Source organism: Acinetobacter sp. 24-47-62, from assembly GCF_056779765.1.
The window spans coordinates 116786-135060 of the sequence record NZ_JBWYIN010000005.1; the positions used below are offsets into that span (position 1 = coordinate 116786).

Consider the following 18275-nt stretch of genomic DNA (forward strand, 5'->3'; position numbering starts at 1 on the left):
TTAACCACGCGTTTTAAATTGGAGTGAGCTTATACGTATTAATTCACGCTTTATTCTGTATTCTTATTTATAAGTAATGCGCAAAATATGGTGAGAATCTATTACAATAAGTGCACTTCGATGTAAAACCCAGCACAATGCAAGGAACTTAAAACATGACAACGATTACTTTACCAGCTCTTCCGTACGGTTACGAAGATCTTGCTCCACACATCAGCAAAGAAACTTTAGAATACCACCACGACAAACACCACAATACTTATGTTGTTAATTTAAACAACCTAATTGCAGGTACTGATCTTGAAGGTAAAACGCTTGAAGAAATCATCAAAGCTTCTGCTGGTGATGCTTCTAAAGCGGGTATCTTCAACAACGCAGCACAAGTTTGGAACCACACATTCTACTGGAACTGTATGGCTAAAAATGGTGGTGGTAAAGCGACTGGTGCTTTAGCTGCTAAAATCGACGAAGCTTTCGGTTCTTACGAAAAATTTGCTGAAGAATTTGCGGCTGCTGCTACAACTCAATTCGGTTCAGGTTGGGCTTGGTTAGTTGCTGATGAAGTAAATGGTAAACTTTCTATCATGAAAACTTCAAATGCTGATACTCCACTTGCTCATGGTAAAGTGGCTGTATTAACGATCGATGTTTGGGAACATGCTTACTACATCGACTTCCGCAACGCTCGTCCTAAGTATATTTCTACTTTCTTAGAAAGCTTAGTGAACTGGGATTACGCTAATGCGAAATATGCTGGTCAAGAAGCTGGCGTAGAAAAATAAGATTTAACCGTCTTATTACGTTTAAAAAACCATCCTTTTAGGATGGTTTTTTTGTTATTTACATCAATTTGAGTATTAATAAATCAAACTATTCATTTCTTTACAATAATTGGTTGACGACTAGTAATTTCAACCCTAAAATGCGCATCAGATTCTCCAATAGCTCAGTCGGTAGAGCGACGGACTGTTAATCCGCAGGTCCCTGGTTCGAGCCCAGGTTGGAGAGCCAATCTAATCTCCCATAGCTCAGTCGGTAGAGCGACGGACTGTTAATCCGCAGGTCCCTGGTTCGAGCCCAGGTGGGAGAGCCAAGATTCTAAAAACCCAAGCATAATGACTTGGGTTTTTTTCTGCCTAAATTTTTGATTTGCTATAGAATTATTCTAATTTTCTAAAAAAATCTAAAAATGAATACACCTTGGCTTAAATCACTGATTTTCTGGTCTCTACTTGTTGGCAGTCTCATCTTTATATTTCAATGCACTCAGAAATCTGAACATAATAAAGTAGCCCCTGCACTTATGTATGAACGTTTGTATCACTGCACTTCAGAATTATCCTCTGAACACACACTCCTGATTAAAAAAATTCAAAACGAGGTACATGTGGAATCATCACAACAAACCATTATGGAACTTATGAGTTTATGCCGTAAAGCGAATCCACTGAAAAGCAAAGCAGAGTATGTCCATTTATTAAAAAAGCTATAGATCGTTTCACTTAGATTAAATTTAAATCAGTTGATTCATATTTCTAATATTTTTCAATGTTAAGGCTTGACCTCTCTTCATTTGACTCATAGAATGCGTACCAGATTCTCCAATAGCTCAGTCGGTAGAGCGACGGACTGTTAATCCGCAGGTCCCTGGTTCGAGCCCAGGTTGGAGAGCCAAGATTCTAAAAACCCACTCAATCGAGTGGGTTTTTTCTTATATGTGCTTTTATTTACGAATTCCTGTGTTTCAATCCAGTCAAATTACTTTCTTAATTATTGGTGTTATTGCAACCCTTGCCCTGCTCACCATTATCTTTCAACAATTATTTAAAAAGCCACAACGCTTTTACCCCAAACGCATTATTACCGCATTTGAAAGTAAAATGTTTTTTAGATTAAAAGAGAGTTTTCCGCAATACCATGTGCTTGCTCAAGTCGCTTTTAGCGCTTTAATCACAAACCCCATTCTAAAGATTCGAGCTAAATTTAATCGAAAAGTGACTGACTTTGTCTTACTGGATGATCAGCTTAAAGTTATCGCCATTATCGAGCTCGATGATCCCAGTCATCTTGGTAAGGAACAAGAAGATGCTGAACGCGATCAAATGTTTTATGAAGCAGGATATCGAGTATTTCGCTATAACGATATCCCAAGTATTCAAAGTCTCAGAAAAGACATTCTTGCTAAAAAATAATTAGTTCAAAGGCTCTGCAACAGATGAAGCATTCTGCTCAAGTTGCTCTTGTTTTTCTCTAGCTTCAATTCGCGCGGCCTGTTCTGCACGTAAACGATCGTACTCTGCTTTGTTTTTTGCATCACTCTTTACTGCAAAAAAAGCGATCGCAATGATAAGCAACGGGATAAGGGGACCAAGACTTGCCAATAAAATAAATTTAGTGGTGAATTTCTTTTTTGATGAAGTCATCAACAAAACCTGTGTTTTTGAGTCCGAGGCAATATAACAGAATAAAGTCATAGAAAAAACTTTAGCTTTAAGTGTCAACTAGGATGCAACACCCTAGCTGACATAGTCACGTTTAGCGCACCGGTAAATACGATTTAATAAAATCAACAACCTCATCATTTTTCTCAACAATCGCTTGTGTATGCGATGCTCCTGCCACAATATCTAATACAATTGGAGGTTGAGTCCCCAATCCATTTAACTGATTTACTAATTGTTGTGTTACTTGATATGGGACAGCGGTGTCATTTTCACCTTGAACCACATAAACCGGTTTCATGAGTTTTTGAGTTCCAGGCTGATTATTACTTAAAAAACTACTCACCACTGGATCATTTTCAAAGCCAACCTTTAACCCAGGATAGTCCATTACTTTTTGTGTTGAATTTGATTCCAAATAAGTCTTAATGTCTTTTCTAAACTCATCAATTAATGGCATCAAGCATAGGCCATTTTCACCAGTCGACCCCTCAGCTTTCTCTGCCACAGCTTGAGACCTAGATTGGAATATCGTTGCTAATGAAAATCTAGGTTCATATGCTTTAATCCCGACACCTGTATAAGCAGCATAAGCTAATAGCTCTGAATAAATAGCGATTGCCAAATCTCTATTTTGAATTTCTATCGCTGAAATAGCTTTTGGTGCGACTTGGGTAATAATGTAACCCAAACTGGATGCTGGAGCAGTTGCTACAGCCCCTTTGTAATACGGATCATTATTGGCATATTGTGCAATTCCTAATGATGCATGACCACCTTGGGATTGGCCGACAGACATCCAAGATTTATTTAATCGTGATGGATATGCTTGGTGAACTGACTTTATTGCATGAATCGCTGATTGTGCAGCACTAGATAGATGAAGATAAGGATGAATCCCCTTGACTCCCAAACCTTCATAATCAGGGGCTACAATGACATAACCTTCTTTAAGAAGGCTGTTCGCTAAAATTTCAAAATTCGAATTAAGTAAATTATTGCTTGGTGCACATTCGTCTCCAACACCAGTTGTTCCATGTGCCCATACCACCACTGGCCATCCTGCTGCTGGCTGAGCAGTCTTAGGAAACATGACCATTGCTGTAGCCTTAGTTTTCTGACCCAGAACATTCGGCATTAAATAAGTCATAATTTGGATTTTAGAAGCTTGCTCTAGACTATCTTTTTGATAAGCTTTCTCAGCAACAAACACTTTTTCTTGAAAAATATTTTTATCATCATCACTATTACAAGCCGTTAAGAGTAATGCTGCCGTACAGCACATTGCGATAACCGTTTTTTTAATTGTACTCTTCATAATTCTTTCCATTCATTATTATCACTCTCCATGAGTACTTTTAATTAAACATAAAAAAAAGCATCCGACTAGGATGCTTAATTAGTTTATTTTTATTTAATGTTAAGATTAAATTAATGCAATAAAAATCCCCATAAAGATCATCACCCCTACCCATCGGTTATGTCTAAATGCCCAGAAGCACCATTGCGGATCTTTATCACGTGTTTTGGTCCATTGATAGATGAAATCACCTAACACGAGCACTAATGCGATTAATCCAAAAGGGACAAGTATGTGTTCAAGCCATAGTGCAGTACCAATTAAAATAACACTCATCGCCTGCAATAAACTGATAATTTTAATATCATTTTTTCCAAACAAAATAGCCGTCGACTTAACCCCAATCTTTAAATCATATTCGCGATCCGTAATTGCATATTGAGTATCATAAGCCACAGTCCAAGCCAAATTACCGAAATAAAGTAGCCAACACGTCCAATCCAAAGGCTTACCCATTGCAGTAAATGACATCGGTATACCCCATGAGAATGCCATCCCCAGTACCACTTGAGGTAAATGCGTATAGCGCTTCATAAATGGATAGATGAAAGCAAGTACCAGCCCAATTAAAGCACAATAAAAAGTTTCAATAGGCAGGAAAAACAATGTACAAGCACTTGCAGCAACGAGTGCGATAAACACCCAAACTGCTTCTTTTGCCGAAATCACACCTGTGGCTAATGGACGATTTTTAGTTCTTTCTACGTGTGCATCCACTTTACGATCAGCAAAATCATTAATGGCACATCCCGCTGCACGCATAAATATAGTGCCACATACGATGGCAAGCAGTGTCACTACATCAGGTATTCCACCAGCTGCAACCCACAGCGCCCATAAGGTGGGCCACAGGACTAACTCAGTACCAATTGGCTTATCGAAACGACATAAATAGTAATAAGCGCTTAAACGCTCGCGCCAGGTGATTGCTTGTGCGGTTGCCATAAAGTCTAGCTCAATGAGTTTTTATAAAACGTTCAAATGCTGGTAAAAATGTTTCTTGGACAATAAATTTACAGCCATGCCAAGTATAACAGCTCTGTCTGGTCCATCCATCCTCAAGTAAGATCACGCGACGTTGGCATTGCGGTTCTGTGCGTTGGAACAGGAATCGACCTATAGGCTGATTTCCAATATGTTGAAAGAGACGTGCTTTTTTTTGAAGGCTGGTAATTGGAAAAATAGATTTCGCTTTTACCCAAGGTTCGCAATCAGAACCAAATAAATGAGTCTCTCTAACCCAAGAAATATGCTGATGTGATACACCCATCCAGCTAGCATCATTAAAGTTTAAACGTTTAAATCGCTCTTGGATTCGTTGAACTTTAAATATTCCATCAGCTAAATCTGTCAGTTGTTGGGTAAGTGAGCCTGAGGCGTACAACCATTTTTTTAACTCAGGACACATTAATTTTTCCTGATGATTAAATTGACGGCTTTCAAGCATATTTCAGACTACCATTATTTTATACTCTCAAGTGTACCCAAGCTTTAGAACTAATGCACCAAACCTATGGCCTAGTTTAAGGCATCGCACTCACACATTTCATACTGCACTTCCCAAAAAATGCTATAAATATTCATTCATAAACAACTTCAGTCAACATGCTTAAATTTAGCTTGTACTTATTTATATCACTGTTATTTCTTTCCCAAGCTCATGCTCGTCAATTAGCACTGAGTTTTGATGATGGATTAAATCCAACTATTGATCCTACTGCTCCACACATTAATCAACAAATATTAGCGCATTTAAAATCCAAAAATATTCAATCGATCATTTTCCCAAGTTACATCAAAATCGGTGACAATGCGGGTAAAGACTTAATACGTCAATGGGATAAACACGGACATATTGTCGGCAATCACAGTGCTTTTCATGAAAATTTAAATAAACCTGAAATTTTGGCGAAAGACTACATCAAAAGCATTAAAATTAATGAATTGGTTTTTCATGATTTACAAAACTTTAGGAAAATTTTTAGATATCCCTATCTCAAAGAAGGTAATAATATTGCGAAAAGAGATCAAGTCCAAAACTGGTTAAAACAAAATCATTACCAGCATGGTGGTGTCAGTATTGATGCAAGTGACTGGTTTTATAATCAAAAATATCTAGCGTATCTAAAAGCAGGAAAAACGTCACACATTAAAAGATTGAAGCGTGCTTATATTGATCATCTTCTTGATCGAGCTGAATATTATGATTCACTCGCATTGCAAACCCTTCAACGCTCTCCTCAGCATGTATTTTTACTCCACACGAATGCGATTAATGGACAGTTTCTAGGCGAGATTATTCTAGCCTTAGAAAGCAAAGGGTGGACAATAATCAATGCAACAGGTGCTTATGCTGATTCGCTATATCAGAATTTCAGCGCTAATATCCCCGCTGCGGAGAGTATTATATGGTCTATCGCCAAGAGCCAAAATATTGAAAATTTAAGATATCCTGCTGAGGATGCACCTTATGAGCGTGAAAACTTACTCAACTATGACTTGGATGATCACAAGGAATAAATCTTACTTTTAGGCGCAGCTACACACATTCAAGCATTGTCAGATTTTGCAATCACTTCAAATTTGCCTTGTGGCGTTTTTACTAAAATAAAACCTTCGGCACTGATATAAAATTCATGTGGATAATCAAATTGTAAAGCCAAATCAGGATTTCTTAGTTCAAGAAATTGTGCCTGCTTATAGCCTTCGATGGTTCTGCCAACTTCCAAATAGGTCACTTCAGAAAAATTGAGCTTGAATCCTTTTTCGTGATCACTTGGATCATTCCAAGGAAAAAATCCCGTGTGCTTTTTACGTGGCTTTGCCATGAAATATTTCTCATATTTGACTACATTTATTTTAACTCAAAACACAAAAAACCCGCGCATTGCGCGGGTTTTTTACAGCGAAATTCGTGAACGAATTACAGGCTGTAGTACATATCAAATTCAACTGGATGAGTTGTCGTATTAAGACGACGAACTTCTTCAGTTTTAAGCTCAATGTAAGCATCAAGCATTTCTTTAGTGAATACGCCACCTTTAAGAAGGTAATCGTGATCGGCTTGAAGAGCTTCTAAAGCCATATCCAAGCTGTGTGCAACTGTAGGAATTTTTGCTTCTTCTTCAGGAGGTAGATCATACAAATTCTTGTCTGAAGCTTCACCTGGATGAATCTTGTTTTGAATACCGTCGATACCCGCCATTAACAATGCAGCAAAACCTAAGTACGGGTTCATCATTGGATCTGGGAAACGTGCTTCAATACGTTTACCTTTCGGGCTAGAAACGTATGGAATACGGATAGAAGCTGAACGGTTACGCGCTGAGTAAGCAAGCATAATTGGCGCTTCATAATGTGGCACTAAACGCTTATACGAGTTTGTAGAAGGGTTAGTAATCGCATTTAATGAGCGTGCGTGCTTGATGATACCGCCAATGAAATACAATGCCATTTCTGAAAGGCCTGCATATTCATCACCAGCAAACAAGTTCTTGCCGTCTTTAGAAATTGACATATGAACGTGCATACCAGAACCGTTATCACCAACCATTGGTTTAGGCATAAACGTTGCAGTTTTAGCATATTGATGAGCAACGTTCCAAACAGCATATTTAAACTGTTGTACTTCATCAGCTTTACGAACCATTGTGTTGAAGCTCACACCAATTTCTAATTGGCAAGATGCAACTTCATGGTGATGTACTTCTACACGACCTGGCCCCATGATGTCTTCAATTTTCGCACACATTTCTGCACGCATATCGTGGTGAGAATCAACTGGAGGCACTGGGAAGTAACCACCTTTAACGCGTGGACGGTGGCCTGAGTTACCTGATTCGTAAGAATTACCTGTAGACCAAGCAGCTTCTTCAGCGATTAATGTATGGCGAGCACCAGACATATCGATGTCCCATTTAACTTCGTCAAATACGAAGAATTCTGGTTCTGGACCAAAGAAAGCAGTATCACCAATACCAGTAGATTTTAAATATTCTTCTGCACGGCGAGCAATTGAACGTGGGTCACGGTCATAACCTTGACCAGTAGATGGCTCAATAACATCACAAGTCACCACTACAGTTGGCTCTGCAAAAAACGGGTCGATAAAACCTGTTTCAGCATCTGGACGTAAGATCATGTCAGACGCTTCGATACCTTTCCAACCAGCAATTGAAGAACCGTCGAACATTTTACCATCTTCAAAAGTATCTTCATCGATAGTATCTGCTGGGTAAGTAACATGTTGTTCTTTACCCTTAGTGTCCGTAAAACGGAAGTCTACCCATTTTGCGCCACTTTCTTGGATGAGTTGTAGGACCTTGTTCGCCATGCTCATTTTGCTCCGATGATTTTTTGTTGCACATTTAGTGCGTGTTAGTAGTTGGTAGTTTTAAAGCAATTACCGTACCAACTTTTAAAAGCAAAGCTAAAATCTTGAAATCCTTATCAGATTAACAGCTTTATTCACTTTGCTTTGCGACTATTATACTGTGCTTAAAACTAAATGCACCATATTCAGGCACAGTTCATCGCAATAAAAAATATTTATTTACAACCTGTATCAAAATGGTGCATCCCAGAGCATGATCGTTTAATTATTAAACTTAAAGTCAAGTTTATTTAGGGATTTAATTACTTAATTTACCAAACGATATATTTTATAAATTTTTATAAATTAGAAAAATGGATCAAATTTTCAGACACATGCGTTTAATACCTTGTTTTATATATTAATAATTAAAAAGCTTTAATAATTATTTTTTACTTGAAAGACTAAAATTCCAACTCAATCATGACTTTAATAATACACATCGAGCCATGATGAATCTAAATTTTGTGCATCATATTAGTTCAGTAAAATTAAATATCTTAGAAAAATGATGTAAAAGTGAACGACCGCGAGACTAAATCTTATAAATTATAAATTTACTGAGTGCATTTTGTTTGTTTGTTTTTAAAACAAATCTCACTCATCAAACACAATGATTAAAAAAACTTATGAATAACACGTATGAGCTTTTAGATTCAGATCAATATTTCATTTATTAGCGCTATTCACCTAGAACCATTCATTCACACATTAATTTGATTTAAGTGATCAATATTGCTGATGTTTTGAACCCCAAAATTTAACCTGCGCTGATAAAAGAATCTGCTATGATAACTGCCACTTAATCGCTTTGAGTTACTAGACAAGGATGCAGTCAACACCCTGTGATGCATCTTATCAATGTGAATAACAAAGCTAAATTAAGTTAAATTATAAATTTCAAGAGGTTAAGCTTAAAATGCTTCTGATGATCGACAACTATGACTCTTTTACCTACAACATCGTCCAATATTTTGGCGAGTTAAATCAGGAAGTAAAAGTGGTCCGTAATGATGCCGTGACTTTGGAGGATATTGAGCGATGGCAACCAAAATATCTCGTCATTGGACCTGGTCCCTGCTCTCCCTCTGAGGCAGGTATTTCAATCCCAGCGATTCAACACTTTTCAGGCAAGATTCCACTGCTTGGGGTGTGCTTAGGTCACCAAAGTATCGGGCAAGCATTTGGTGGAGATATTGTTCGTGCAAAAAAAGTAATGCACGGGCGTTTATCTGACATGTACCACTCTGATCAAGGGATCTTTAGCAATCTACCCTCTCCATTCTCAGCGACTCGCTATCACTCTTTAGTCATTGATCAAGCGACTTTGCCTGAATGTTTAGAGGTGACGTGTTGGACCAATGAAGAAGATGGTTCTATGGAAGAAATTATGGGTGTGAAACATAAAACCCTTCCCGTTGAAGGTGTTCAGTTCCATCCAGAATCGATACTCAGCCAACATGGCCACAAAATTTTCCAAAACTTCTTAGAAATTTATGCGTAAGAGCAAGACATGAATATTCAACAAGCATTGAACAACATTACGAAAAATATTGAATTAACGCAGCCTCAAATGGAAGCTGTTATGCGCACCATTATGGATGGTGAAGCGACTGATGCACAAATCGGTGCATTAATGATGGGTTTGCGTTTAAAAGGCGAAAGTATTGACGAAATTACTGCTGCTGCACGTGTGATGCGTGAATACGCGATCAAGATTGATGTCAGTGATCTTCCATACTTAGTCGATATCGTTGGCACGGGTGGTGATGGACAAAACCTGTTTAATGTATCAACTGCATCAAGTTTTGTAATTGCAGCGGCAGGTGCAACGATTGCCAAACACGGTGGTCGAGGTGTGTCATCAAAATCAGGCTCGTCAGATCTATTAGAGCAAGCTGGTATTAATCTCGACCTAAATATGGCACAGACTGAACGCTGCATCCGCGATTTGGGTGTGGGTTTTCTCTTTGCTCCAAACCATCATAAAGCAATGAAGTATGCAGCAGGTCCTCGTAAAGAATTGGGCTTCAGAAGCATTTTCAACTTACTTGGCCCGCTTACGAATCCGGCTGGTGTAAAGCGCTTTGTGATTGGCGTGTTCTCAACAGAATTATGTCGACCTATTGCTGAAGTTCTTAAGCAACTTGGTGCTGAGCACGTCATGGTTGTTCACTCTAAAGATGGACTAGATGAAATCAGTCTTGCTTCATCCACCTATGTCGCTGAGTTAAAAAATGATGAAATTACTGAGTGGGAAATCCTCCCTGAGGATGTAGAGATTGAATCTCAAACATTGACGCATTTATCTGTTGATAGCTCTGCTGAAAGTTTGGCACTGATCAAAGATGCACTAGGTAAGAAAAAATCACCGAAAGGTGAAAAAGCGGCCAGTATGATTGCATTGAATGCTGGTGCTGGTATTTATGTCTCAGGTTTAACTTCGAGTTATAAACAAGGTGTGGCATTAGCACATGACATCATTTATGGTGGTCAGGCACTTGAAAAGATGGATGTGCTTTCTGAATTCACAAAAACAATAAAACATTATGAAGCTTAATTAAGTCAGGACATTCTTATGTTAGATATCGCGAATACTATTCTTGGCAAAATTGTTGACCGTAAACAAGAAGAGTTTGCTGCACGATTAAAACAACGTAGTTATAAGGACGTCGAAGAACTCGCTCAAGCCGCTAGCCCTGTTCGCAGTTTTGCTCAAGCACTACAACACAAACGTCCTGCTGTCATTGCTGAAATCAAAAAAGCATCTCCTTCTAAAGGCATTATTCGAGAAAACTTCAATCCTGCTGAAATAGCTGAACAGTATCAATCAGCGGGTGCAGCTTGTTTATCAGTACTTACAGATATTGATTTCTTCCAAGGTGCCGATGAGAACATTCATATTGCTCGCTCTCACTGTGATTTGCCTGCACTAAGAAAAGATTTCTTAATCGATCCTTATGGTGTGATTGAAGCTCGTGCATTGCATGCAGACTGTATCCTTCTCATTGTTGCATGTCTTTCAGATCAACAACTTGAGGAAATGTCGAAAACTGCATTTGAACATCATTTAGATGTACTGGTTGAAGTGCATGATGAATATGAACTAGAACGTGCTCTCAAATTGTCAGATCGTTGTTTATTAGGCGTTAATAATCGTAATTTAAAAACTTTCGATGTTGATTTAAATACATCTTTACGTTTGAAAAAATTACTTGATCCTTCGCGTTTACTGGTGACTGAAAGTGGCATTGCTACGCCTGCCGATGTTGCCATGATGCAGGAAAATGACATTCACACTTTCCTTGTGGGTGAAAGTTTTATGAAACAGCCTCGTCCTGATCATGCCTTTACCGCATTGTTTGGCGAACCTCAGAATATTTAACTTTAATTTTCTGCGGTAAATTGTTCGACTAAAAATAGTTCAATCTCATAAGAATGGATTTCCGAATCCATTCTTGCCTCCATTAATGCCAACAACAATAGCTAGAACAAATTCAAAATAAATTAATAATCAACCTCTTTTTTTTCTTTGTCCCTTAAGTTATCTCCAATTCATCCAACACCTTAAAATCAACTTAAATACTTCTCACTACAAAGTTGAGGGATTTTCGGATTATAATCACATTCATTCATCTTCCACTTTAAAGTTACAAGCACGTTATGAGTAAACATGATTCTTCTTTATCAAAAGATCAATTTAATTTACTGAAACAGTTTAAGAAACAAATCAGTAATCCTGCTCCTCGTGTTGAAGCTCCTAAACCTATTGAAAAGACGGTTGAACAAGAGCATGAGGAAGATTTAGAACTCTTTCGTCAGCAGATGCAAGGCGTTCAAAAAATTGATCATGGCAATATTGCAAAAATTGAGAAACCAGTAAAAAAGAAATTGGATGCTCAAACCTTAGCAAAACGTGCTGCTGCTGAAGGTCCAATGCATACTGATGAAACAGTGATGTCTGATACTCAAGCCATGCTCAATCCAGTTGGCAGTCAGGCTAGTCTGAGTTATCGAATTGCGACCTTACAACATAAAGTATTTGAAGATCTGAAAGCTGGAAATTTACGTTGGTTTGAAGCAGTTGATTTGCATGGCTGTACCGTAGAAGAAGCACGTTCAGCTGTATTGCAAATTATTCAGATGGCGAAAGAGCAAAATCAAAACGTCATTAAAATTGTTCATGGTAAAGGCCCTGAAGCTGTTTTAAAAACCTATGTTAATAGTTGGCTCAGACAACATCGTGATGTTTTGGCTTTTGTCAGTGCGCCTGAAAAACAAGGTGGCACTGGCGCGGTCTTAGTTCTGCTTAAACGTGCAGAAAAGAATCCAAAATTTACTCAATAATCGGAATTTTTTCTGAATATACGGCATTGTAATCGTTTTCTGATACAATGCCGTCCTTGTTCAACATCTGTGTAAGTGAACACGTCTTATGTCTATGCAGCAATCCTACGCCAACATTTTAACTGCCGTTGGCGAAGATCTTACTCGTCCTGGTCTTAAAGATACACCAATGCGTGCTGCTAAAGCTTTTTCGTATTTGACGTCAGGTTATAGCCAAACGCTTGAAGAAGTGACCAACAATGCGGTCTTCCCTTCAGACAACCGTGAAATGGTTTTGGTCAAGAACATCGAATTCTATTCGCTTTGTGAACATCATTTACTGCCGTTCTATGGACGTGTGCATATTGCATACTTACCAGAAGGTCAAGTTTTAGGTTTATCTAAATTTGCACGTATTACTGAAATGTTTGCCCGTCGTCTACAGATTCAAGAAAATCTAACTCAACAGATTGCTGAAGCTGTGGCTCAAGTGACTGGTGCTAGAGGCGTAGCTGTTGTCATTGATTCAGCACATATGTGTATGATGATGCGTGGTGTAGGCAAACAAGAGTCAACTACTCGTACAGTATCATTTGTTGGGGACTTTAAAACTAACAAAGATGAACGTCGCGAGTTTCTGAGCGCTGTTCCAGAAAGTTATTAATTCATAAAACCTCAACCCTGTTGAGGTTTTTTTTAGACCGTATTCCAAGGCTCAATTTCTTAAGGTGAATATATGACATCTCTTCATGTTGCAGGTCAAGGTCAACAACACGCAGAAAAATCAGTCGACTTCCCGCGTCCTGATCGTCTCGTCCAAGGCAATCCCGAACGTCACACCTACAGTCTTTATGAACACGAGCATATGGAATGTGGGATTTGGGAATGTGAAGTTGGTGCTTGGAATATTCAATTTGCCGACAATAAACAAGAATTCTTTCAAATTATAGAAGGAAAAGTTCGCATCCACACTCAAAACAAAAATCACTTTATCGAAGTTTCGGCAGGTCAAGCAGGTGTAATCCCACCAGGATTCATTGGCACATTTGAAGTCGTTGAGCAAGTAAAAAAGTACTATGTGAATGTAATCGTTTAAAAACAAGCTTCACCTTTCAGCACAGTACTTCCTAGTACTGTATATTTACCAATAGCGCGTAAATCCCAAACTAGTTTGATGCCAATCATGCTGTTTTTGTAATTGATAATTCCAGTGAATAGAGATAGCACTTTGCGAGTTAGGTGCATACTGAAGTGAGGATCTTAGTCCGAGCTGCCAAGCCTGCTGATCCTCCCAAAAAGGGATTTCAACTTGCACTAAACTATTCACTCGATCTGACCATAAACTTTGGCAACCTACAGTTGGCCCTAGCCCCAATCTCCAACCCTTTTCTAAACTTTTTCCAGCTTGAATATAATTCTGCATCTGCGCATAACACAGGTGTTCACGATCTGCATCTGCCCAACTATATCCAAACTGTGTTGATAGATTCAAAACACCATGTTGCTCGGTATCACTGAAATTTCCAGAATCATCAATTGAGAGTTGTTTCCAACCGAATCCAAATCCCCAGCTCAACGGCGTCTTAAAAGGCGTAATTGGATTATAAGAATTCACTTCTAAAAGATCTAAATCAGTCAACTTGAATTGATCATTCCGTAACTCGAGACTTCCCTCAAAAAATTTCAACTGTGTTCCAAGTCGGTATCCACCCTGAGGATCAGATAAATCGTGATAGGCTTGTCGATGGTTGATCTGCACAAACGTATCGTCCTGCACTCGTCCAAATTCAATCGATGTTTTTCGAGCATGATGCCCATCCACAGGGTCAATTCGTGGTCTTGCCACTTCAGTACGTTGTTTTTCAACAGGGAGTTGGCTTCTTAAACTCAAAATTTGTCGTATTTTAGGTTGCGCAATACTCGCTTCGATTTTTTGAGAAATGAGCTGTAGATACAAATGATCATATGCCATCTCAAGAATACGCGCCTGATCCTTGGCCGTAAATTGAGCTAAAAATTCACGCATTTGTGCTGGTTGCACCAGCGTTAATTGATGTGCCGAATGTGCTAAGTCATTACCATGTTGTTTTGCTTGATGAAGTAACTGCGTTTCAAGTGCTGGGCGATAAACAGTATCTTTAATGAGGCCTTGCTGCTGCACCGCTTTGATGGTTTCGACTGGAATTGCAATATGACTAAACTGTGCTTGTAGATTGGCATCGGGTTTTACCAAATCAATGAGTCCCAATAAGCGGTAGGCACAATTATCACTTATAAAATAATAGGGAAATTGGACATGCTTTAACTCCCAGATATGTTGTACTAAACGTGTGGTTTCTTCTGGGTTTAATGCTAATTCGTATTCCCACAAATCACGGCTTTCGAAATCACCATACTCTTTTACTTTTCGATAGTAGGGCATTAACGAATATTCACCTGGATATTGACCCGTTAAGCCTTTCCAAGCAAAAGAAAAACTATCACTATTTTCGACCGTCGCAGCGTAGTTGACTGCATAAGAAATAAGATTAAGCTCTTTTTGATCTTTAGGGTCAAGACGTAGCAAGGTATGACCAAACATCGAACTTGGATTTCCCATGAAATCTGTCGCATAAATCAATGTTGCTTGATACGGTTTAATCTGTCCAATCCATTCCTCTAGAGCAGGACAATCTGCTTTAGGAAGCTCCTCTTGTTTTATTTTCAGTTGTTCTATTAACCATGCAGAGCGAGCTGGGAAACGACATATAATGGATTGATCTTGTCCTCGATCTATAAATAATTCACGAATATTTGCATTCAGCTCATCTTGTAAATTATCTGCACCATTTGCACTAAAAAAAAATCCTGAATAGCTGACTTCACTCTTCGCTTGATGTGCATACATTAATCTTTGCCAAGTTTTATTTTTATCAAGCTGATGGTGTTGTGCTTGTGCAATATATTGTTCAACTGGAGAAGTATATGCATGTGTCAGAAAGCTACTGACAATCAAGGCAGAAAAAAAAGCAAATTTCATAAAATGAACTTAATAATGATGAAACAAAAAAACCCTGCCATAAGACAGGATTTTCGCAATTAAACGTAAGCTTTTAATACTTCGTCTTGAGACATAACAGTTTGAAGAGATGCAAGGACTTGGAATGCATCTTGATTGTCCGCTGAATAAATTTCAGAGAAATTTTCTTTTGATACTGCAAAGAAACGTGCTTTATCTTCAGATTTAATATTCAGAAGCTCTGCAAGGACGTTAAGACTTTCCCCCTCACCTACCGCCATATCACGTGCAAGAGCTTCGGCATTTTCATTTGTAAATGTTACTGCTTGTGCTGTTACTGTACCTGTACCACTACAGCCTAACGTCCCGAAAGTAATACCGAATAATTGGTTAGCAAATAAACCGTTGGTCGTACCTGCTAAGATTTTTGCAACTTTACCAGACTGACCTGCCCAAACTTGTGAACCGATACCACAACCAACATCACGGTCAGCAAATGCAGCTGTTGATCCTACTGCCAATACCGCAGCTAAAGCTAATTTTTTATACATAACATCACTCCAAACTTGATGTGCTCAAGTGTTCTTTATTGTTCCAATTTTGTTCTTTTACGAACTTCTTTAACATAGCGATATCAAGCCAAGAACGCAAAACAAATCTTACTAATGCCATCAAGTATTGAGTTTTTTTGATGAATTAACTTATTCGCCCTTCAATCGCCACAAACCCTGTGAATTCCGTTCACCTAAGATTTTTAACACCAATACTAAACTCAGCATTAGTAGGAGATACCAAGAACCAAGTTTCCCCCATCCCACCATATGCCACTGTTCCACTTGCGTTGGATACAACCAAATTTGATAAAAAGTACTGATATTTTCAGCAATCCAAATAATAAATGCCAACAACAAAAGCACAGGAAGCATTGGCAAGGTCATCTCATGATATTTAAGCTTGAACGTTATTTTAGTTTTCCAAAATATCAACACGCTCGATGCAAACAATAAGTATCGTATATCTGGGATAAAGAACTTCGTCATAAAGTTTAAATAGGACAAGATCGCTAAACTCATCATATTGAAAAAACTAGGTAAGTTCTCAATTTCTACGTGATAGAGCCTGAGTGAACGAGCAAAAAAACTGCCTACGGCAGAATACATAAATCCCGCAAAAAGTGGTACGGTCATAATCTTAAATGCCGCAGGTTGCGGATATTGCCATGATGCAATCTGTGGATGTGTCAGGAAAATCTCCATGACCATTGCCAACATATGAAATATTGCAATAACTTTGGCTTCAGCCCAAGACTCTAACTTTAAAAGCAGTAAACAGACCTGAATAACCACTGCATAAATCAAGAGGTAGTCGTATCGGTACAATCCATAATATTCTTGATGCCCTATCGAAGCCGTCAAAGCAAAGGCTAGCAGTAATAAAATACCAAATAAGGCAGCGGATGCTGCCTTATAATGAAACTCAAATAATGATTTTAAAAAGCTCACACATTCATCCTAAATGTTTAGCCTAAATATTTTGCGCTGTACTCATGTACCGTATCAATGAAAACTTTAGGATTCGCAGGATCTACCCATTGGGTGATACCGTGTCCAAGGTTTGCAACATAACCCGTTTTTTCACCAGCAGCATATGCATCATCGAGCATTAATTTTACTGACTTTTCGATACTCGCAGGAGAGCCATATAATGTTGCAGGGTCTAAATTACCTTGTAGGGCAGCGCGACCAGCAACAGTTTGACGTGCAACATTTAAAGGGGTTGTCCAATCTAGTCCAAACGCATCTGCGCCAGTTGCGATCATAGGTTCTAACCATTGACCACCACCTTTGGTAAATAAAATTACTGGTACTTTGCGACCTTCATTTTCACGATTTAAACCCTTCACGATTTTGTGCATATAATTGAGGGAAAATTCTTGATATTCTCGATGTGCAAGTGCACCACCCCAACTGTCAAAAATTTGAATCGCCTGCGCACCTGCCTCAATCTGTGCGTTCAAATAATCTATGACTGAATAAGCCAAATGATCTAACAAGGCATGTAAAACTTCAGGTTGTGCATACATCATTTGCTTGGTGTAACGGAAATCTTTACTAGACCCACCCTCGATCATATACGTCGCGAGTGTCCATGGACTCCCAGAAAACCCGATTAGCGGTACCTGGCCACCTAATGCTGATCGGATTGTCGACACTGCATTCATGACATAGTCTAAGTCCGATTTAGCATCAATTTTTGGTAATTGGGCTACATCCTGCTCAGTACGGACTGTTTTCTTAAATTTTGGTCCTTCCCCTGCTTCAAAATATAGTCCTAAGCCCAAAGCATCAGGAACAGTCAAAATATCTGAAAATAGAATGGCTGCATCTAAGTCATAGCGACGAAGCGGCTGTAAAGTCACTTCACAAGCAAAGTCATTATTTTTGCACAAAGAAAGAAAATCACCCGCAGTTGCGCGTGTCGCACGATATTCAGGTAAATATCGACCAGCCTGACGCATCATCCAAACTGGCGTGCAGTCCACAGGTTCACGTAATAAGGCACGCAGAAAACGATCATTTTTTAAGGTCGTCATTTACTTTCTCGATGCAAAATTGAAATTCCATTCATCATACCAAAAAGCTGCACTTTAAAGTATTTAGTTAGAATGAAAATAAAGATTGAGACTATCGGAATTTATTTGATTTAAACAAAACAAATACTGCATATCCGTGTTTTTTCTGCAATACTTTATCCGTGTTTTTATAAATCAATATGAAT

General features: G+C 38.6%; 19 protein-coding genes and 3 tRNA genes. 12 read left to right on the forward strand and 10 right to left on the reverse strand.

Annotation, left to right across the window (positions count from 1 at the left end; all coding sequences use genetic code 11):
* The first annotated feature begins 155 nt into the window (after nt 1–155).
* The 5 genes from AC1M87_RS05540 (at nt 156) to AC1M87_RS05560 (ending at nt 2192) form a co-directional block, all read left to right on the forward strand.
* On the forward strand, nt 156–782 hold the full coding sequence (locus AC1M87_RS05540; protein ID WP_092765960.1) for a superoxide dismutase: 627 nt from the start codon (nt 156–158) through the stop codon (nt 780–782).
* Between the two features lie 153 nt (nt 783–935).
* Nucleotides 936–1011, forward strand: a tRNA-Asn gene (locus tag AC1M87_RS05545).
* Between the two features lie 6 nt (nt 1012–1017).
* Nucleotides 1018–1093: transfer RNA gene (locus AC1M87_RS05550), tRNA-Asn, on the forward strand.
* Between the two features lie 505 nt (nt 1094–1598).
* A tRNA-Asn gene (locus tag AC1M87_RS05555) sits at nt 1599–1674 on the forward strand.
* A 65-nt stretch (nt 1675–1739) separates the two neighbouring features.
* Nucleotides 1740–2192 carry a DUF2726 domain-containing protein gene (locus AC1M87_RS05560; RefSeq protein WP_481593172.1) on the forward strand — a complete coding sequence of 151 codons (453 nt, stop codon included), beginning with the start codon at nt 1740–1742 and terminating at the stop codon, nt 2190–2192.
* Here the strand turns inward: AC1M87_RS05560 and AC1M87_RS05565 are convergent, their stop codons facing one another.
* The 4 genes from AC1M87_RS05565 to AC1M87_RS05580 form a co-directional block, all read right to left on the reverse strand.
* Complete coding sequence (locus AC1M87_RS05565; RefSeq protein ID WP_051586562.1) at nt 2193–2423, reverse strand: hypothetical protein; 231 nt, start codon at nt 2421–2423, stop codon at nt 2193–2195.
* Nucleotides 2424–2535: 112 nt separating this feature from the next.
* On the reverse strand, nt 2536–3759 hold the full coding sequence (locus AC1M87_RS05570) for an alpha/beta hydrolase family protein (protein ID WP_481593173.1): 1224 nt from the start codon (nt 3757–3759) through the stop codon (nt 2536–2538).
* A gap of 108 nt (nt 3760–3867) precedes the next feature.
* Nucleotides 3868–4746: a 4-hydroxybenzoate octaprenyltransferase gene (gene ubiA / locus AC1M87_RS05575; protein WP_481593174.1), complete on the reverse strand. Its 879-nt coding sequence runs from the start codon at nt 4744–4746 to the stop codon at nt 3868–3870.
* 10 nt (nt 4747–4756) lie between these two features.
* Nucleotides 4757–5248, reverse strand: a complete 492-nt coding sequence (locus AC1M87_RS05580) for a chorismate--pyruvate lyase family protein (RefSeq protein WP_481593175.1) — start codon at nt 5246–5248, stop codon at nt 4757–4759.
* 158 nt (nt 5249–5406) lie between these two features.
* Between AC1M87_RS05580 and AC1M87_RS05585 the strand changes: the two genes are divergently transcribed.
* Nucleotides 5407–6321 (forward strand): polysaccharide deacetylase family protein, encoded by a 915-nt coding sequence (locus tag AC1M87_RS05585; protein WP_481593176.1) that lies wholly within the window; start codon nt 5407–5409, stop codon nt 6319–6321.
* A gap of 29 nt (nt 6322–6350) precedes the next feature.
* Here AC1M87_RS05585 and AC1M87_RS05590 read toward each other — a convergent pair whose 3' ends face one another.
* Nucleotides 6351–6629, reverse strand: a complete 279-nt coding sequence (locus AC1M87_RS05590) for a hypothetical protein (RefSeq protein ID WP_035267000.1) — start codon at nt 6627–6629, stop codon at nt 6351–6353.
* A 95-nt stretch (nt 6630–6724) separates the two neighbouring features.
* Nucleotides 6725–8140, reverse strand: coding sequence for a type I glutamate--ammonia ligase (gene glnA / locus AC1M87_RS05595; RefSeq protein WP_171076768.1), 1416 nt, complete (start codon nt 8138–8140; stop codon nt 6725–6727).
* Between the two features lie 952 nt (nt 8141–9092).
* Between glnA and AC1M87_RS05600 the strand changes: the two genes are divergently transcribed.
* From AC1M87_RS05600 to AC1M87_RS05625, 6 genes are all read left to right on the forward strand, one after another.
* Nucleotides 9093–9677 carry an anthranilate synthase component II gene (locus tag AC1M87_RS05600; RefSeq protein WP_092765952.1) on the forward strand — a complete coding sequence of 195 codons (585 nt, stop codon included), beginning with the start codon at nt 9093–9095 and terminating at the stop codon, nt 9675–9677.
* Nucleotides 9678–9686: 9 nt separating this feature from the next.
* Nucleotides 9687–10733: an anthranilate phosphoribosyltransferase gene (trpD, locus tag AC1M87_RS05605; RefSeq protein WP_481593177.1), complete on the forward strand. Its 1047-nt coding sequence runs from the start codon at nt 9687–9689 to the stop codon at nt 10731–10733.
* An 18-nt stretch (nt 10734–10751) separates the two neighbouring features.
* A complete protein-coding gene (trpC, locus tag AC1M87_RS05610; RefSeq protein ID WP_481593178.1) occupies nt 10752–11558 on the forward strand; it encodes an indole-3-glycerol phosphate synthase TrpC in 807 nt (268 codons plus the stop codon).
* Between the two features lie 278 nt (nt 11559–11836).
* Nucleotides 11837–12520 carry a Smr/MutS family protein gene (locus AC1M87_RS05615; protein WP_092765950.1) on the forward strand — a complete coding sequence of 228 codons (684 nt, stop codon included), beginning with the start codon at nt 11837–11839 and terminating at the stop codon, nt 12518–12520.
* A gap of 94 nt (nt 12521–12614) precedes the next feature.
* On the forward strand, nt 12615–13163 hold the full coding sequence (folE, locus tag AC1M87_RS05620) for a GTP cyclohydrolase I FolE (RefSeq protein ID WP_171076769.1): 549 nt from the start codon (nt 12615–12617) through the stop codon (nt 13161–13163).
* Nucleotides 13164–13235: 72 nt separating this feature from the next.
* The gene (locus AC1M87_RS05625) at nt 13236–13595 is read left to right on the forward strand and encodes a cupin domain-containing protein (protein ID WP_481593179.1); all 360 of its coding nucleotides are present in this window, start codon (nt 13236–13238) and stop codon (nt 13593–13595) included.
* A gap of 45 nt (nt 13596–13640) precedes the next feature.
* Here AC1M87_RS05625 and AC1M87_RS05630 read toward each other — a convergent pair whose 3' ends face one another.
* The 4 genes from AC1M87_RS05630 to hemE form a co-directional block, all read right to left on the reverse strand.
* Nucleotides 13641–15518, reverse strand: coding sequence for an Lnb N-terminal periplasmic domain-containing protein (locus AC1M87_RS05630; RefSeq protein ID WP_481593180.1), 1878 nt, complete (start codon nt 15516–15518; stop codon nt 13641–13643).
* A gap of 59 nt (nt 15519–15577) precedes the next feature.
* A complete protein-coding gene (locus AC1M87_RS05635; RefSeq protein ID WP_035266978.1) occupies nt 15578–16048 on the reverse strand; it encodes a DUF3015 family protein in 471 nt (156 codons plus the stop codon).
* Between the two features lie 150 nt (nt 16049–16198).
* Nucleotides 16199–16999 carry a DUF817 family protein gene (locus AC1M87_RS05640; protein ID WP_481593181.1) on the reverse strand — a complete coding sequence of 267 codons (801 nt, stop codon included), beginning with the start codon at nt 16997–16999 and terminating at the stop codon, nt 16199–16201.
* Between the two features lie 17 nt (nt 17000–17016).
* Nucleotides 17017–18090, reverse strand: coding sequence for a uroporphyrinogen decarboxylase (gene hemE / locus AC1M87_RS05645; protein WP_481593182.1), 1074 nt, complete (start codon nt 18088–18090; stop codon nt 17017–17019).
* Nucleotides 18091–18275 lie beyond the last annotated feature (185 nt).

Coding starts and splice junctions, on each gene's coding strand:
- AC1M87_RS05540 (WP_092765960.1), top strand. CDS start 156: ATGACAACGATTACTTTACCAGCTCTTCCGTACGGTTACGAAGATCTT.
- AC1M87_RS05635 (WP_035266978.1), bottom strand. CDS start 16,048: ATGTATAAAAAATTAGCTTTAGCTGCGGTATTGGCAGTAGGATCAACA.
- AC1M87_RS05600 (WP_092765952.1), top strand. CDS start 9,093: ATGCTTCTGATGATCGACAACTATGACTCTTTTACCTACAACATCGTC.
- AC1M87_RS05585 (WP_481593176.1), top strand. CDS start 5,407: ATGCTTAAATTTAGCTTGTACTTATTTATATCACTGTTATTTCTTTCC.
- AC1M87_RS05580 (WP_481593175.1), bottom strand. CDS start 5,248: ATGCTTGAAAGCCGTCAATTTAATCATCAGGAAAAATTAATGTGTCCT.
- trpC (WP_481593178.1), top strand. CDS start 10,752: ATGTTAGATATCGCGAATACTATTCTTGGCAAAATTGTTGACCGTAAA.
- AC1M87_RS05565 (WP_051586562.1), bottom strand. CDS start 2,423: ATGACTTCATCAAAAAAGAAATTCACCACTAAATTTATTTTATTGGCA.
- hemE (WP_481593182.1), bottom strand. CDS start 18,090: ATGACGACCTTAAAAAATGATCGTTTTCTGCGTGCCTTATTACGTGAA.
- ubiA (WP_481593174.1), bottom strand. CDS start 4,746: ATGGCAACCGCACAAGCAATCACCTGGCGCGAGCGTTTAAGCGCTTAT.
- AC1M87_RS05570 (WP_481593173.1), bottom strand. CDS start 3,759: ATGAAGAGTACAATTAAAAAAACGGTTATCGCAATGTGCTGTACGGCA.
- glnA (WP_171076768.1), bottom strand. CDS start 8,140: ATGAGCATGGCGAACAAGGTCCTACAACTCATCCAAGAAAGTGGCGCA.
- AC1M87_RS05590 (WP_035267000.1), bottom strand. CDS start 6,629: ATGGCAAAGCCACGTAAAAAGCACACGGGATTTTTTCCTTGGAATGAT.
- folE (WP_171076769.1), top strand. CDS start 12,615: ATGCAGCAATCCTACGCCAACATTTTAACTGCCGTTGGCGAAGATCTT.
- AC1M87_RS05625 (WP_481593179.1), top strand. CDS start 13,236: ATGACATCTCTTCATGTTGCAGGTCAAGGTCAACAACACGCAGAAAAA.
- AC1M87_RS05615 (WP_092765950.1), top strand. CDS start 11,837: ATGAGTAAACATGATTCTTCTTTATCAAAAGATCAATTTAATTTACTG.
- AC1M87_RS05630 (WP_481593180.1), bottom strand. CDS start 15,518: ATGAAATTTGCTTTTTTTTCTGCCTTGATTGTCAGTAGCTTTCTGACA.
- trpD (WP_481593177.1), top strand. CDS start 9,687: ATGAATATTCAACAAGCATTGAACAACATTACGAAAAATATTGAATTA.